13 protein-coding genes are annotated in these 16,634 nt (G+C 61.0%); 7 read left to right on the forward strand and 6 right to left on the reverse strand.

The annotated features are described in order from the left end of the window. Nucleotides 1-106: 106 nt before the first annotated feature. Both clpB and ACTUWL_RS06675 read right to left on the reverse strand, forming a co-directional pair. Nucleotides 107-2,746, reverse strand: a complete 2,640-nt coding sequence (gene clpB, locus ACTUWL_RS06670) for an ATP-dependent chaperone ClpB (RefSeq protein ID WP_106940321.1) — start codon at nt 2,744-2,746, stop codon at nt 107-109. Nucleotides 2,747-2,969: 223 nt separating this feature from the next. Continuing rightward, nucleotides 2,970-3,188, reverse strand: coding sequence for a hypothetical protein (locus ACTUWL_RS06675; RefSeq protein ID WP_143701196.1), 219 nt, complete (start codon nt 3,186-3,188; stop codon nt 2,970-2,972). 95 nt (nt 3,189-3,283) lie between these two features. Between ACTUWL_RS06675 and ACTUWL_RS06680 the strand changes: the two genes are divergently transcribed. From ACTUWL_RS06680 to ACTUWL_RS06700, 5 genes are all read left to right on the forward strand, one after another. Further along, complete coding sequence (locus ACTUWL_RS06680; RefSeq protein WP_021076666.1) at nt 3,284-3,790, forward strand: (2Fe-2S)-binding protein; 507 nt, start codon at nt 3,284-3,286, stop codon at nt 3,788-3,790. Further along, entirely contained in the window at nt 3,787-4,785 is a 999-nt protein-coding gene (locus ACTUWL_RS06685) for an FAD binding domain-containing protein (RefSeq protein ID WP_021076667.1), read from the forward strand. Before ACTUWL_RS06680 ends, ACTUWL_RS06685 begins: the two co-directional genes overlap by 4 nt. Next, nucleotides 4,785-7,082 carry a xanthine dehydrogenase family protein molybdopterin-binding subunit gene (locus tag ACTUWL_RS06690; RefSeq protein ID WP_021076668.1) on the forward strand — a complete coding sequence of 766 codons (2,298 nt, stop codon included), beginning with the start codon at nt 4,785-4,787 and terminating at the stop codon, nt 7,080-7,082. Before ACTUWL_RS06685 ends, ACTUWL_RS06690 begins: the two co-directional genes overlap by 1 nt. 211 nt (nt 7,083-7,293) lie before the next feature. Further along, entirely contained in the window at nt 7,294-8,517 is a 1,224-nt protein-coding gene (locus ACTUWL_RS06695; protein WP_021076669.1) for an adenylate/guanylate cyclase domain-containing protein, read from the forward strand. Nucleotides 8,518-8,714: 197 nt separating this feature from the next. Then, a complete protein-coding gene (locus ACTUWL_RS06700; protein WP_021076670.1) occupies nt 8,715-9,023 on the forward strand; it encodes a putative quinol monooxygenase in 309 nt (102 codons plus the stop codon). A 53-nt stretch (nt 9,024-9,076) separates the two neighbouring features. On the opposite strand, the gene uvrA is transcribed toward ACTUWL_RS06700, so the two are convergent. From uvrA to ACTUWL_RS06720, 4 genes are all read right to left on the reverse strand, one after another. Next, nucleotides 9,077-11,674, reverse strand: a complete 2,598-nt coding sequence (gene uvrA / locus ACTUWL_RS06705) for an excinuclease ABC subunit UvrA (RefSeq protein ID WP_021076671.1) — start codon at nt 11,672-11,674, stop codon at nt 9,077-9,079. Between the two features lie 178 nt (nt 11,675-11,852). Then, on the reverse strand, nt 11,853-12,500 hold the full coding sequence (locus tag ACTUWL_RS06710) for an MEDS domain-containing protein (protein WP_021076672.1): 648 nt from the start codon (nt 12,498-12,500) through the stop codon (nt 11,853-11,855). 1 nt (nt 12,501) lies between these two features. Then, a complete protein-coding gene (locus tag ACTUWL_RS06715) occupies nt 12,502-13,092 on the reverse strand; it encodes a GAF domain-containing protein (protein WP_021076673.1) in 591 nt (196 codons plus the stop codon). 220 nt (nt 13,093-13,312) lie between these two features. Beyond that, on the reverse strand, nt 13,313-14,008 hold the full coding sequence (locus ACTUWL_RS06720; RefSeq protein ID WP_021076674.1) for a Crp/Fnr family transcriptional regulator: 696 nt from the start codon (nt 14,006-14,008) through the stop codon (nt 13,313-13,315). Between the two features lie 210 nt (nt 14,009-14,218). Here ACTUWL_RS06720 and ACTUWL_RS06725 point away from each other — a divergent pair, with 210 nt between their 5' ends. Next, the gene (locus ACTUWL_RS06725) at nt 14,219-15,919 is read left to right on the forward strand and encodes a sensor histidine kinase (protein ID WP_021076675.1); all 1,701 of its coding nucleotides are present in this window, start codon (nt 14,219-14,221) and stop codon (nt 15,917-15,919) included. A 14-nt stretch (nt 15,920-15,933) separates the two neighbouring features. Then, nucleotides 15,934-16,551, forward strand: a complete 618-nt coding sequence (locus tag ACTUWL_RS06730) for a response regulator transcription factor (RefSeq protein ID WP_021076676.1) — start codon at nt 15,934-15,936, stop codon at nt 16,549-16,551. Nucleotides 16,552-16,634: the final 83 nt, after the last annotated feature.

Genomic DNA, 16,634 nt, shown 5'->3' on the forward strand with positions numbered 1-16,634 from the left:
TTCTGTCTGATCTCAATTCCCGCGCGTTGCAGAGCCTGCCGTCCTAGTCCTACCAGTGCTGGTACTCGCAAGCGCAGCCCACTATGCCTGCGTCCAGGCAGGCCGTTCAGTGCAATCTCCGTTTCGGAGATGGCGCGTTGAACTGTGCTATTTCCGCAGTCTGCGGCGCCTTGCCGTTGAATGTCAGGACATTGCCTTCCGCCGAAATCGCGACCTTGTCGCCATCCTTCACCTCGCCTGCGAGGATCATCTCTGCCAGGGGATCCTGCAGATGCTTTTGGATCACCCGCTTCAGTGGTCGAGCGCCGTACGCGGGATCCCAGCCCTTGGCAGCGAGCCAATCCCTCGCATCCGCATCGAGCGTGAGCGTGATCTTGCGATCGGCGAGCAGCTTCTGCAGCCGCGCGAACTGGATCTCGACGATCCGGCCCATCTCGCTCTTCTGCAAGCGATGGAACAGGATGATCTCGTCGACGCGGTTGAGGAACTCGGGTCTGAAATGCGCCCGCACGACGCCCATCACCTGGTCGCGGACCGCCCCGGTGTCCTCGCCTTCCGGCTGGTTCACCAAAAACTCCGACCCGAGGTTCGAGGTCATGATGATCAGCGTGTTGCGGAAGTCGACGGTGCGGCCTTGGCGATCGGTCAGCCGGCCGTCGTCGAGCACCTGCAAAAGGACGTTGAAGATGTCAGGATGCGCCTTCTCGATCTCGTCAAACAGCACGACCTGATAAGGCCGGCGCCGCACCGCTTCGGTGAGCGCGCCGCCCTCGTCGTAACCGACATAGCCCGGAGGCGCGCCGATCAACCGCGAGACCGAATGCTTCTCCATGTATTCGGACATGTCGAGGCGGACCATCGCAGTCTCGTCGTCGAACAGGTACTCCGCAAGAGCTTTCGTCAGCTCGGTCTTGCCGACGCCGGTTGGCCCCAGGAACATGAACGAGCCCATCGGCCGGTTCGGGTCCTGCAGGCCAGCGCGCGAGCGGCGTACGGCGGTTGCGACCGCACGCACGGCTTCGGCCTGGCCCACGACGCGCTTGGCGAGCGCATCTTCCATCTTCAGGAGCTTGTCCTTTTCGCCCTCCAGCATTTTGTCGACCGGCACGCCGGTCCAGCGCGAGACGACCTGCGCGACGTGGTTGGCGGTCACAGCCTCTTCCACCATCTCGCCGGAGTTCTCCTTGGCCTCGATATCCGCAAGCTGCTTCTCGAGTTGCGGGATCCGGCCGTAGGCCAGCTCGCCGGCTTTCTGGAACTCGCCCCGGCGCTGAGCATCTGCGAGATCGACCCGCAGGGCGTCCAGCTCTGACTTCAGTTTTTGGGCGTTGGAGAGCTTACTCTTTTCAGCGCTCCAGCGCGCCGTCAGCGCCGCGGACTTCTCCTCGAGCTCGGCCAGCTCCTTCTGCAGCGCCTCGAGACGCAACCTAGAGCCCGGGTCGCTTTCCTTCTTCAGCGCCTCCTGCTCGATCTTGAGCCGGATGATCTCGCGATCCAGAGAATCCAGCTCCTCGGGCTTGGAATCGACCTGCATCTTCAGCCGCGCTGCGGCTTCGTCCATCAGGTCGATCGCCTTGTCGGGCAGGAAACGGTCGGTGATGTAGCGGTTTGACAATGTCGTCGCCGCCACCAGCGCGGAATCAGTGATCCGCACGCCGTGGTGCTGCTCGTATTTGTCCTTCAATCCGCGCAGGATCGAGATCGTATCCTCGACCGAAGGCTCGCTAACAAAGATCGGCTGGAAGCGGCGGGCCAGCGCCGGATCTTTCTCGACATGCTTGCGGTACTCGTCGAGCGTGGTGGCACCGATGCAGTGCAACTCGCCGCGCGCCAGCGCAGGCTTGAGCAGGTTGGAGGCGTCCATCGCGCCGTTGGTCTTGCCGGCGCCGATCAACATGTGCATCTCGTCGATGAACAGGATGAAGGTGCCCTCGCTCCCGGTTACCTCCTGGAGCACGGCTTTCAGCCGTTCCTCGAACTCACCGCGGTATTTCGCCCCGGCAATCAGCGCGCCGAGGTCGAGCGACAGCAGCTTCTTGTCCTTCAGGCTCTCGGGAACATCGCCGTTGACGATGCGTAGCGCGAGCCCTTCGGCGATGGCGGTCTTGCCGACACCGGGCTCGCCGATCAGGACGGGATTGTTCTTGGTGCGGCGTGACAGCACCTGGATGGTGCGGCGGATTTCCTCGTCGCGGCCGATCACCGGGTCGAGCTTGCCGTCGCGCGCAGCCTGCGTGAGGTCGCGGGCATATTTCTTCAGCGCATCATAGGCGTTCTCGGCCGTCGCGCTGTCTGCGGTGCGACCCTTGCGCAACGCTTCAATCGCCGCATTCAGGTTCTGTGCGTTAACTCCACCCTTGGCCAGCAACTGGCCGGCCTCGCTGTTCCTGTCTATGGCAAGGCCGAGCAGAAGACGCTCGACCGTGACAAAGCTGTCTCCGGCCTTCTCGGCTGCCTTTTCAGCGGCGTCGAAGGCTCGCGCGAGTTCGGGTGCAAGATAAACCTGCCCGGCACCGTCGCCGGAAACCTTCGCCACCTTGTTCAGGGCATCCTCGGTCGCCTTCAGGATTGCACGGGAATTGCCGCCGGCGCGGTCGATCAGACCGCCGGCAAGGCCTTCGCTGTCATCAAGCAGGACCTTCAGCAGATGCAGGGTTGAAAACTGCTGGTGCCCCTCGCGCATCGCCAGCGACTGCGCGGATTGGATGAAGCCGCGGGAGCGCTCGGTATATTGTTCAATATTCATCGTCGTCTTCCCTCGGCCTGCCGCTCCGACCCCGACGTACGATCACCAAAAAAGAGCGTACCACTCTTGCGCTCGATCGCGGTCAAGGTATTGGGTCCACGAGTCGCCAACCGCACGCCATTAAGCGAATGATCCGCATACGGGATAGTCGTCGGGTTTCCGCGAGCTCGCACTGACGTTTGTCAACTCGCCAAGCGGCTTTCATCGCCTGCGTTGACGCATGCTACGACAGAGAACGTTCAATGTCGTCGCCTTTGAGCGCGCACTCCGTCCACCGGCACAAGTCAATAGAGAGACCTTCCGCATTGGGGCAGCACGCATTTTGAAGCAACGCAAAAGCGTATCGCCGATCTTTCTGGGCGGCATCGCTCGAGAATTCGCGCGCGATATTGCGTCGTGATTGGCTCATGCGGTGCGGCGTGCTGAAGTTGACGGTTGTCATGGCGCTCATTGCGTCGTGGTGTCATGAGAGTGGTATGAGGCCTTCGAAATCGACCGGCTGTTCTGCGCGCAACGGTCATTACAGGAGTTCGAGCCATGGCGAAATCATCCATCACGGACGCAGGGGTCAGACTTCGCATCAACGGCTCCGAGCATCTGCTGCAGATCGAGCCGCGGGTCACGCTGTTGGATGCGTTGCGTGAATATACGCACCTCTATGGTACCAAGAAAGGATGCGATCAGGGCCAGTGCGGCGCCTGCACGGTTCACGTCGATGGACGGCGCGTCCTCGCTTGCCTGACGCTTGCGTCCCAGGTCGAAGGGCTGGCGATTACCACAATCGAGGGTTTGGCGGTCAACGGCAGCCTGCACCCGGTGCAGGAAGCGTTCATCCGCCACGATGCCTTCCAGTGCGGATACTGCACGCCCGGTCAGATCATGTCGGCTGTCGCCTGTATTAACGAAGGCCGAACCGTCTCGGACACGAGCATCCGCGAATATATGTCCGGCAATCTGTGCCGTTGTGGCGCCTATCCGCACATTGTCGCAGCTGTGCGCGATGCGGCGCAGGCGATCGATTCTGCAGAGGGGCGAGGACGATGAACAATTTCGAATATGTTCGGGCCACCGCTATTCCCGACGCGCTGAGGGCCGTTGCCGATCAGGCTGGCTCCCGCTTCCTCGCTGGCGGTACCACCATGGTCGACCTCATGAAATGCGGGGTGGAGGTTCCTGCTGCGCTCATCGACATTACGCGCTTGCCGGGCCTCGATACCATCGAGGCTGGTCCGGCGCGCGTGCGGATTGGCGCTCTCTCAAGAATGAGCGATGTCGCCGATCATCCGATAATCCGGAAGGAGTTTCCGGTTTTGTCGGAATCGCTGTGGCGCGGCGCCTCGGCCCAACTGCGCAACATGGCCACGATCGGTGGCAATCTCATGCAGCGGACACGCTGCAGCTATTTCCGGGAGCCGGCGGTCTATGGCGCCTGCAACAAACGCGATCCCGGTTCGGGCTGCGCTGCACTCGAGGGCGTCAACCGCGGGCATGCGGTCTTGGGCACGAGTCCAAGCTGCATCGCTACCAACCCCGGCGACTTTGCAGTTGCTCTCGTTGCCTTCGACGCCGCTGTTTACGTCGAGAATGGCAAGCCACAACGTCCCGTTCCGATCGATGACTTCTTCCTCTTGCCCGGCGACACGCCCGATGTTGAGCACCCGCTCACGTCCGGTGAGTTGATCGTCGCGGTCGAGATTCCGACCTCCGCCGCGCTGCGCCGCTCGCATTACCTCAAGGTGCGCGACCGCGAGTCGTACGAGTTTGCGGCCGCAAGCGCCGCTGTCGGCCTGGAACTCGAAGCGGACGGTCGCACCGTCCGTGACGTCAGGATCGCGCTCGGCGGTATCGCCACGAAGCCGTGGCGGGCTCGTGCCGTCGAAGCGGCGCTTGTCGGACGTACTTTCGACGAAGCGACTGTGCGGGCCGCAAGTCGCCTGGCCACCGAGGGTGCCGTCGACCATGGCGAAAGCCGCTTCAAGATCGAATTGGCTCCCCGCGTCGTCGCGCGTGCGCTACTGACCGTTGGAGGGATCGCCTGATGGCTGTCAACGAGTCTGAATCGCTGAAGAGCAACGGAACGTTTCTCGGACGTCGCATCGCGCGGGTTGATGGCGTCGCGAAAGTTACCGGGCAAGCCGACTACGCTCTCGAACACAATCTGGCAGGCGTTGTCCATGCTGTGATTGTCGAGAGCACCGTGCCGTCGGGGCGCATCGGGAAGATCGATCTTGCCGTGGCCCGGACGATGCCGGGTGTGCTGCGGATCTTGACCCATGCCGATGCCCTGCCGCTCAAGAGCTGTCCCATGGTTCCAGCAGGTAGCGTCATGGAGAGCTTCTTGCCGCTCCAGGACGCTCGCATCCGGTACAACGGTCAACCCATTGCCCTCGTGGTCGCCGATAGCTTCGAACATGCGACGGAGGCTGCGGGCCGCGTGCGGATCGACTACGAGACCGAACTGGCCGTCGCCGACATCGATGATCCAGCGGCTACATCGATCGACGTCCCCGGGGCGCCGTCGTCGGGTCCGGCCCGGGGCGACGCAAAGGGTGCGCTCGCGGCGGCAGCGGTGCGCATGGACGTCGTCTACACCACGCCGCGCGAATATTCCTGTCCGATGGAACCGCTTGGAGCAATCGCAACCTGGGACGATGACGGCGCCCTGACCGTTTGGATGCCGAGCCAATGGGCACAGGGCGCACGAAGGGCATTCTCCGAATGGTTTGCCATTCCGATGGAGAAGGTGCGCGTCATTTCACCGTTCGTGGGCGGCGGCTTCGGGGTCAAGGTCACAGCTCACGCCGACTCGCTGCTCGCGGCGATGGCTGCTCGCGAAATGCGACGACCCGTCAAGCTGGCGTTGTCGCGTCCGCAGAACTTCACCGGCAACGGCTTGCGGCCCGCGATACGGCAGAAGCTGACGCTCGGTGCGAGCGAGGACGGAAAGCTGCAGGTGCTCATTCACGAGAACACCAGTGAGACCTCCGTCGATGACGATTATGTCGAGGGTGGCGCGGCCACCGCCAGGGTCATGTATGCCGTGCCGAACCTGAGTTCGACTCAGAAACTGGTGCGGGTCAGTTCCTTTACTCCAAGTTGGAAGCGCGCGCCCGGAGAAGCGATCGGTGCCTATGCGCTCGAAAGCGCAATGGATGAACTTGCCTACAAGCTCAAACTCGATCCGATCGAATTGCGGCTGCGCAACTATGCCAGTCAGGACCCTGAATCGGCGAAACCCTGGTCGACCCGCCGGCTCCGCGAAGCCTATGAAGCCGGCGCGCGGGCATTTGGCTGGGAGCGACGCTCGCTGGAGCCGCGTTCGATGCGGGATGGCCGCGAATTGATCGGATGGGGCATGGCGGGAGGAGCGTTTCCGAACGTGCACACGCCCGGCGAGGCGAGGGTCACGATTGCCGCCGATGGTTCGGTCCATGTTGCATCGAGCGGCCCGGACATCGGGGGCGGTACCTACACCATCCTTGCTCAGACGGCAGCCGACGCGCTCGGCGTGTCGTTCGAGCAGGTGCGCGTTCGTCTCGGCGACACCAGCCTGCCCCGCGCACCGGTGGCCGGCGTTTCACAGATTGCCAATCTTCTCACCGGCGCCGTGGATAAGACCGCCCGCGCCGCCCGCGAGGAGCTGTTGACGCTCGCGTCCAGTCATGCTGGTTCACCGTTCAAGGCCAAGCGCGTGAACGACTTCACGATCAAGGATGGAATGATCGCGCCAACGGATGGCTCCGCCGACGCCGTCACGATCGTCGAGCTGATGCGAATGGTCGGTCGCGATCGGATCGAGGTCACGCGCAACACCATGCCGGCCGACAAGGCATCGTCCGAAACAGAGCAGCGCGACGCCTACGATAGCTTCAAATATATGGGCCCGCCGTCAGCGACCCACGCGACTTATGCATGGTGTGCGCAATTCGTGGAGGTTCGTGTCGACGAGGACTATGGAACCGTGCGTGTCCGCCGGATGCTCGGAGCTTTCGATTGCGGCAGGCTGTACAATCCGAGGCTCGCGGAAAGTCAGTGGAAGGGTGGCATGATCATGGGAATGGGAGAAGCGCTTCTCGAAGCCATACACATCGATCGCCGCTATTCGCGAATCACCAACAACAACCTTGCCGAATACGTCGTGCCGGTGAATGCCGACGTGCCTGATATCGAGGTCATTTCAGTCGGCGAGCCGGACTTTCACGCCAGCGCCCTTGGCGGCAAGACAGTTGGTGAAATCGGCGTCGTCGGCGCCGCCGCTGCTATCGCCAATGCCGTATTCCATGCCACCGGCAAGCGGGTGCGCGAGCTGCCGATCACGATGGAGAAGCTGATGTAGGTGCGCGATCGGCCGACGTTCAGGACCAGGCCGACAATCTCGGAGTCACGAACGTCGCGACGACGATCTTGCGCGTCCGCGCGCGACGGATGGGGCTAGTGCCATGTCGACGCATAATCTCCGATCCCTGACTGGCCGACGCCGCGTCTGGGCCCGATTCCCCGATATTACTGTGGTTCCGTAACCTATGCCCTTAGAGGCCGGCTTTCGTATGTGGATCCCCCTGATCGCCAAGATAGGCGTTGACCGACGCGACAGCGACGACGTTGCGCTGCAGAAAATGATACTCGTCAGCGTTGTGTTGACATCCGCCGTCGCAGCAGCACTGTGGGGTCTCGTTTATATTGGCGTCGGAGCACGGGCCGCCGGCAGCATTCCCGCGGCGTATAGCGCATTGTCGCTGGCCAACACCTTTCTGTTCGGCATGTTTCGCCGCTACCAGGTCTATCGGTTCACCCAGCTGGCGCTGATCCTGCTTCTGCCTTGGCTGATGACGATAAGTCTCGGCGGCTTCCACAATTCAAGTGCCGTAATCCTTTGGTCCACGCTTTGTCCTTTGGGCGCCCTTGTCGTCCATGATCTTCGAACCGCCTCCCGTTGGTTCTGGGCCTTCCTCGTCCTGCTCGCCAGCAGCGCGCTCCTGCAATCCTCCGACGGCTCTGCCTCCCTGTCTTTGTCGATGGTCACTTTCTTCTACATACTGAATATTGGTTGCGTCCTGAGTATTGCCTTTGCGATGCTTTACTATTTCGTCGACAAGAAAAACAGGTTCCAGGCACGATCCGAAATGCTGCTGTTGAATATCTTGCCAATCGAGATCTCCAACATACTGAAAGGTGAGTACCGCACGATCGCCGATCAGTACGACGCGGCGAGTATCTTATTCGCCGATGTGGTGCAGTTTACCCCGCTGGCTCGGTCCATGTCGCCCATGGAACTGGTCGGGCTGCTCGACGAGGTCTTCATGTGCTTCGACTTGCTGGTCGATAAATATCAGTTGGAGAAGATCAAGACGATCGGCGACTGCTATATGGTGGTCGCCGGCGTGCCGCGCCCGCGTGCCGACCATGCCCACGCTCTGGCGCGCCTGGCGCTCGAGATGCAAGCTTGTGTGGCCGCGCGTGATTTCGGCGGCAGGCGATTGACATTCCGCATCGGCATGAACTCAGGCCCGGTAGTGGCCGGGATCATCGGCCGGAAGAAGTTCATCTATGATCTGTGGGGCGATGCTGTGAACATGGCCAGTCGTATGGAATCTTACGGCCAGAGCGAAGCCATTCAGATCACACACGCAACTTACGAACTGATCAAGGATGACTTCGTCTGCGAAACGCGCGGGACGATAGACGTCAAGGGATCGGGCGAAATGGAGATCTGGCATATTCTAGGTGAAAGACCCAACGACCAAGAATACTTGCCGGGGATGGCAGCTTGATGAAAGAGAACGCCGATTCCGCCGATGCGTTCGCTTTTGATAGTTTGACAAGCGCGCGCCACTCAATTCTTCTACCTATGGGACGATCCCGTTCGCCGACACTGACATCGGTCAATGCAGCGCGCGCTTGCCCGCGATACAAGTTCCTGAGATCGCAATTGATTTGATACTCGCGACGACGACAACAGGAGAGTAGAATGACAAAATTCGCGCTGTACGTTCCGCTTGTGGCCAAGCCCGGCAAGGAGAAAGAGGTCGCGGACTTTCTGCGGTCGGCGGTTCCACTGGTGAACGCCGAACCCGGGACGATCTCATGGTATGCCATTCAGGAAGGGCCCTCCTCCTTCGCGATCTTCGATACCTTCGACGACGAGGTCGGACGCGACGCGCACCTCAATGGAAAGGTCGCTGCCGCCTTGATGGAGAAGATCAAGGCGGGCGACATGTTCGACAACACACCGGAAATTCATAAACTGGATATCATCGCGGACAAGTCGGCGGGGTAAGGGTGTGGTGGTCGTTTGGGTAGCCGTCCGAGGGCAGCGCGCACGCGCGTGGCTTACTGAGGTGCCGCGAGGCGATTGGACGTTGATGCGTCGGCCGCGAGCCGGGCCCTGAACCTCGACAGGTACGGCGCGGTTCGGCTTTTGGACGATCCAGCGACCTCGGCAGGGGTGCCAAACGCCACCACACGACCGCCTTCGTCACCTGCCCCTGGGCCGATATCCATGACCCAGTCGCTGCCGGCAGCAACGCGCATATCATGCTCCACCACGATGACTGTGTTGCCGGCTTCGACCAGCCCGTCGAGTTGGGCGATGAGCTTCTCGACATCAGCCGGGTGTAGTCCCGTGGTGGGCTCGTCAAGGACGTAGAGCGTTTGGCCGCGCTGCGTTCGCTGCAGCTCGGTGGCAAGTTTGATCCGCTGGGCTTCGCCGCCGGAAAGCTCTGTCGCGGGCTGGCCAAGTCTTAGATAGCCGAGGCCAACCTGTCGTAGCACATCGAGGGATCGGCGTACCTGCGCCTCCTCGGCAAAGAACGCGAAGGCGGTATCGACCGTCATTCCGAGGACCGCGGCTATGTTCTTGTCGCGGTATTTTATTTCAAGGGTTTTGGCGTTGTAGCGAGCGCCATGACAGCTTGGACACGGCGCATACACGCTGGGCAGGAACAGCAATTCGACGCAAACAAAGCCTTCGCCCTCGCAGGTCTCGCAGCGGCCTTTGGCGACATTGAAGGAAAAGCGTCCAGCGTCGTAGCGGCGGGCGCGCGCCGACTTGGTGGCTGCAAAGATCTTGCGAACGTGATCGAACAGCCCTGTATACGTCGCGAGGTTGGACCGCGGAGTGCGGCCGATCGCCTTTTGGTCGACGACCACCAATCGCGAGACACCTTCCATTCCGCTCGCGATCCAGCCACCGAGCGTGGTCACGACGGTCCGCTCGAGCTCGTCGCCTTCATCGTCGATCGACGGCAGCGCATGGCCTAGCGTGTTTGCAATCAATTCCACCAGGGCCTGGCTCACCAGGCTCGATTTGCCCGAGCCGGACACGCCAGTCACGGTCGTGAATACCCCCAACGGAAAATCGACATCAAGGTCGTGGAGATTGTTGCGACTGACGCCACGCAATCGCAACCAGCCCTTCGGCGAGCGCGGCGTGCGGCCTGACACGATGTCGTCGCCGAACAGGTAACGGCGGGTTTGCGAACCTTCGACCTGCTTGAACCCTTGTAGCGGACCGCTGTAGAGCACCTGGCCGCCAAGTTCGCCGGCGCCAGGCCCGACGTCGACAACCCAATCCGCATGGCGGATCACATCGATCTCGTGTTCGACCACAAACAGCGAATTGCCGGAGGCTTTCAATCGGGCAAGCGCCGTCAAAAGCGCCTCGGTATCCGCGGGATGAAGTCCGGCGGACGGCTCGTCGAGCACATAGACGACGCCGAACAGATTGGAGCGCACTTGGGTTGCCAGTCGTAGGCGCTGCAGTTCGCCCGGAGAGAGCGTCGGGGTACTCCGCTCCAGCGAAAGATAGCCTAGTCCGAGGTCAAGCAGAACCGTGAGGCGGCCGCCGAAGTCCTCGGCGATCCGCTGCACCACCATCGCCTTCTCCGGATGCTGCGCCTTAAGCTTGGTCAGGGTCGGAGCGGTGGCCTCCGCATAGGGACGCAGGAGGTCGGCGAGCCTTGCCAGCGGAATCCTGCAGATGTCGGCAATATCGAGTCCGGCGAACTTGACGGACAGCGATTCGCGACGAAGCCGCTTGCCACGGCAGAGCGGGCATTCGGTGCTTACCATGTAGCGCGATACCCGCTTCTTGATCGACGCACTTTCGGTGGTGGCAAAGGTGTTCAGCACATATCGCCTGGCGCTGGAGAAATTGCCTCGGTAACTGGGCTCCTCCTTGCGTTTGATCGCCCTTCGCGCCTCGTCTGCATCATACCCGATATAAACCGGAACCACCGGTTGCTCGTCGGTATACAGGATCCAGTCGCGAGCTTTCTTCGGCAATTCTCGCCATGGACGATCGACGTCGTAACCGAGCGAAGTCAGCATGTCGCGCAGGTTGCCGCCATGCCAGGCGGGCGGCCAGGCTGCAATCGCGCGCTCACGAATGCTTTTGGAATCATCCGGCACCATCGAGCGTTCGGTTACCTCGTAGACCCGACCGAGCCCATGGCATCGGGGACAGGCTCCCGCCGGCGTATTGGTCGAAAACGCCTCGGCATCGAGATGCGCCTGTTGCCGTGGATAGTCGCCGGCGCGCGAGTACAGCATTCGAAGCAGGTTGGACAGCGTCGTGACGCTGCCGACGGACGAGCGCGTGGTGGGCGACCCGCGTTGCTGCTGCAAGGCAACGGCCGGCGGCAAGCCATCGATTTCATCAACCTCGGGAACCGCCATCTGATGAAAGAGACGCCGCGCATAAGGCGAGACGGATTCGAGATACCGCCGCTGCGCCTCCGCATAGAGCGTTCCAAAGGCCAGCGACGATTTGCCCGAGCCGGACACACCGGTAAACACCACCAGGGCATCGCGGGGAATGGCGAGATCGATATTCTCCAAATTATGCTCGCGTGCTCCACGCACGCGGACGAAACCTCGCAGCTCCTCGCCCGCTGCTCCCTGAGAACGAGGCTTGTTGATTTCTAGCATCGGGCGAAACGCCTGAGCGCCGAGTGGAGTTCCGTCGCAAACGGGGGTTTGATCATCATCGCCTCCGTCCTGCCGCCGGGACTACAAGGAGGGTTGATCCGGCGAGGCCTCTTGTCATTGACGATCGTCAGGAAGCGAGGGCTGCTCTCGACAAACAAGAACTTGAGGCTTCGTCGAGTTATGCCCGATAGGATTGGTTTGGTCCGGTTCGCGACTGCACCTCTCGGATAAAATCCTGCGGGCTCGAGAAGAACGAGTTCTCAATCAGGACCCCACCAATGACGACCATAGGATGCGTTCGCAAAATATCGACTGCAAGCGGTGTGGTCAGCAGGTTAATGTCGTAAGTGCAGATCACGGGATCGTCGTAGTTTGGCAAAACCTCATTGAGGCGCATCTCGTATTCAACCCATTTATTGCCGCTACTCCAGTCGTCCACGACCGTTTCGGCGTGCGCGATCAGCCGCGTCAACGGGAAGCCGAACTCGGCGCCGGCCTTCAATGCCTCCTGGATCACGACGATCATGTCGTCCATGTTGAAGCGTCCGGTCCTGAGATAAGTGCTTTCCAACGGCTCGACTTCGAGCTGGCGGCTTTTAATCGCGTTCTCCACGTCGATGCCGGCGCTGCGCAACCAATTGAGGTGATCCTCCCTGTGCTGAGACGGGAGGATATGATGCGCGCGTTGGCCGCAGTTGATACCGTCGCAGATGAACGGCACCAAAGCGTCGTATTCCTCCACTGCCGAACTGAAGAACGCGCAGACATGGCGGTGCTCCCGAAGCATGGATCGTCCAAAAGGAATGGGCTTGGCAGTTGAATTCATGTCAGCCTCCCGTTTGAGGGTCCTTTGGGGCCTGCTTGCCGTGAAAGTGCTGGCCCGGCACCAGGCGCTCTCGTTGTTCCAGGGTGTTCGCGACCTGGACGGCGAGCCGATCCAGTGGAGCATGATCGTACTCGCTCTCGATCTGCGGTTCGCGGAAGTGCGTCGTGAAAACGCCCCAGAGGCGGCCATTGCTGCTGATGAGCGGCGTCGATTGTACGGCAGCAATACCATCGGCACGCAGTACATCGAGTTCGCGCGTGCCCACAAACAGGTAGCTCGTCGATACGTCCTCAACAAATACCCGCATGCGCCGCGTGAGCGCGGCAGCGCATGTGGTGTTATTGTCGCGGCGTACGACACTGAAAAATGTCAGGACTTTGCCGGAAAGTCCGCGGCTGGCAGCAATTGTCAGGCAGTCGGCTTTTTCGTCGAATCGCTGCAGCGTACCCATGTCGGCGTGGGTTATTCCGATCGCGATATCGACGACCCGCAGCAGGTCTGCACCGACATCCTGGGAATCTCTCAGCCGCTGCAGGACGGCGTCGATTTGTTGTCCAGTTGCAGCGTCGAGCGGCTCCTTGAGGTTTGCCATCGCCTTCGCTTCCGCGGACCGTACCGCGGCAATATTGTCGCGGCCAAATGAAATGTAAGAGAGGATGATGGCGAAGCAGATTAGGTAATTCTACGTAATCATTTGCACTGTGCGTGCCGGCGGAATCCGACGGTAACCAAGGCGCGTTGCCCGATATCTTCCTGGTCAGTCCCCCGCGTGACCGCCCCAATCCCGTCCAGTTGAGCTTTTCAAGAAGGATTCATATGGCCAGCATGCGTTCGTAGTGACGCTTGACCGTTGCATGGCACTCGCAACTACCCTCCAATAATTGCTCCACATCCAAGAGCCGGATATTGCCGCGCTTGTATTGAATGAATCCGGCCTTTTGCAGGGTCCCGGCCACAACTGACACGCTGGTGCGCCGCACGCCTAACATCTGCGCGAGGAACTCCTGCGTCAGCATCAACTCCTCAGAACCTGTCAGGTCGCGCATGCGCAACAGCCAGCGACACATGCGAGCTTCGACCGAGTGGCTTGCGTTACAGGCAGCCGACTGCTGCACCTGAGCGAGCAGCACCTGCTCATGACGAATGAGAATGGCGTGTAAAGGTTCATATTCTTTGGCGAGCTGTCGCAGAGCGTTCGGGTGGATCGCCGCCGCCTCACCGGCAACTTGGACAATGCCTCTATGGAGCGCAGTCCTGCCGTCAAGCGCGGACGTGCCGTTGACCACCCCGTCGCGTCCTACCATCGCCGTTTCGATCATTTCGCCTACGCTCATATCGACGACCAGCGACACCACTCCGCTGAAGGGGAAGTACACTTGTGTGATCGACTGATCGGTTTCGGCGACCACCTCTGCAAAGGACAGCTTCACCGGCTTGAGGTGGAGCTTTATGGCCGCAAAGACCTTTTGCGGGAGTGCGTTGAGAATTCGGTTGGGGGACTGAGACATGACGAGGCTCCCTCTGCCGTTTCGGCGGGAGCGCAGGAGCGTCTCTCAGTCACTGAAGCCATCAATTGCTCAGTAATGAGGGATATTAGCTCCGCTGGAACAAAATAGCCAGCCTTAGTTTGATAACCGACAGACGGCTCCGTGACAAACCGAGTAAAAACGGTCATCCAGGCTGAGCTTCGGTATGCGTTGTGGATTGGATCAGGCGAAATGCCTTGGGTCGATGAGCTGTCCGAGCCGCAAGAACTCAGGCGCTGCATCCGCGATCTCGTCGCGCTTTCGACGCTGCCGGCAATCTGGAAGGACTACGATACGCGGCAGATCGCCGACAGCGTGGCAGCCGCAATGCTTTCGATGCTCAATGCCGACGTCATTTGCGTGTCTGTACCGGGACTGCGCGACGAGGCTGCGGCCGAAGTAGTGCGCACGAGCCAAACGGTGTCCTCCCGGCCATCTGGTCACGTTGAACGCATCCTCCGCGGTGCGTGGCGCGGAAGCCGCGAGCAGATATCCGCGATCGACAACCCGCTCGGGAGGGGCACATTACGGATCGCGGCTGCGCCGATGGGCTTTGGCGGCAACGCCAGGATCGTTGCAGGTTCCCTCAATCCGCAATTTCCGAGCGAAACACACCGGCTTCTTCTCGGAATTGCGGCGAACCAGGCAACGCTCGCCATGCAACGCCGGCAGGCGGAGGCGGAGCAACGGCGCCTGGTGAGCGTGATTGAGCGGTCGTCCGAGTTCATTGGTTTCGCCGATCTAGAGGGCACGCCGCAATACGTCAATAAGGCGGCCTTGGACCTCCTCGGGCTTTCTGACACTGAGGAAGTGCAGCGACTGAGCATCTTCGATTTCATGGCCCCCCATGAGCGGACTCGGGCGCTTCACGAGGCGCTTCCAATGGTGATGGGAACCGGGCGTTGGCTCGGAGAACTCGACTTCCGCCACTTCAAAACAGGGGAGATCATTCCATTCCTGGTCGATTGGTTCCGCATCGACGACAAGCGCACGGGCCATCCTACGAACATGGCGACTGTCAGCCGCGATTTGAGGCCTCAGAAACAGCTGGAGGGTGATCTTCGACGCCTCAACGAGTCGTTGGAGCAGCGGGTGACCGAACGGACATCGGAATTGGCGGAAGCGCTCGAACGACTGACGCTCGAAGCCGAGGAGCGGCGGTGCGCGGATGTCCGCGCGCAGCAGCTCCAAGCGGAGCTTCATCATGCCTCGCGGCTAAGTGCAGCGGGTCAGATGGCCGCGGCGTTGGCACATGAATTGAACCAGCCGCTGACCGCGGTCACTAATTTGGTCAACGCCGGGCGCCGGATGATGGCAAGCGACGCACCCCACAGGGTCGACACTGTGCGCGGTGTCCTGGGCCAAGCCGCCGAGCAAGCGCTCCGCGCCGGTGAGATCATTCGCCGGCTGCGAGAGTTCGTTACCCACGGCGCGACGGAGATGCGCATCGAAAACCTGCCGGAGCTGATCCGTGAAGCCAGTGATCTTGCCTCAGCGGGAAACGGCCCGCACCGCGTGCACGTCCGGCTGAACTTCGATCCGCGCGCCGAGGTAGTGTTTGCAAACAGAATTCAGCTGCAGCAGGTCATGGTCAACCTGATACGCAATGCGCACGAGGCGATGGTGCAGAGCGAGTGGCGCGAGTTGGAAGTGGTAACCGCGCGTCTCGGTGACAAGTGGATTGAGATCACTGTTGCGGATCGTGGCTCGGGCCTGCCGGACAATATTGTCGAACACCTCTTCAAGCCATTCCACACCACAAAAGTCGATGGCATGGGGCTGGGACTTTCGATCTGCCGCTCGATCGTCGAGGCCCATCGCGGAAAGCTGGGATATGAGCCCAATTGCGGCGGCGGGGCGATCTTTCGCGTGACGCTGCCCGTCCCGCCGTAACGATGAGGCGATCGATGGCTGCCGAACGGTTCATTTACATTGTTGATGACGACCCGGCGATCCGCCGATCTCTGGAGCGCCTGATGGATGCGGTCGGCTTCCAGGTGGCGTCGTATGCAACGCCAAAAGCGTTCCTCGACGTCGCGGGCAGCTTGCTCGGGGGCTGCGTCCTGCTGGATCTTCGTATGCCGGAGATGGACGGCTTCGAGGTTCATGCTCGCCTTCGATCGATAAACCCGGACTTGCCAGTTATTGTAGTGACGGCTCAAGGTGATGTGCAGACCGCGGTCCGAGCGATGAAGGCGGGAGCCGTGGACTTCATTGAAAAGCCCTACGGCGACGACGCCCTGATAGCGGCGATTGAGTCCGCACTGAAGACCAGCGCAGCGAGAGGCCGGACCGATGATATCGCCATGGCGGCGGAGTTGATCAACACGCTCCGTCCCCGCGAGCGGCAGGTTCTTGAGGCTCTCGTGGCGGGGCAGCAAAACAAGGTCATCGCCTTCAATCTTGGTATCAGTGTGCGCACGGTCGAGGTTCACCGCTCACGTATGATGGACCGGTTGGGCGTGCATCAGTTCGCCGAGGCTGTCCGGCTTTTGGTGCTGGCGAGCTTTGCAGAGCGGGTGTGAGCGGATGTCTGGTGTTCTGGAGATGCCCGCCACAGCACATCGTCATGCTTGACATCCTCAAGCGCTTTCGCGCGCTTCCATCA

Source organism: Bradyrhizobium sp. WCU1 (genome assembly GCF_053474805.1).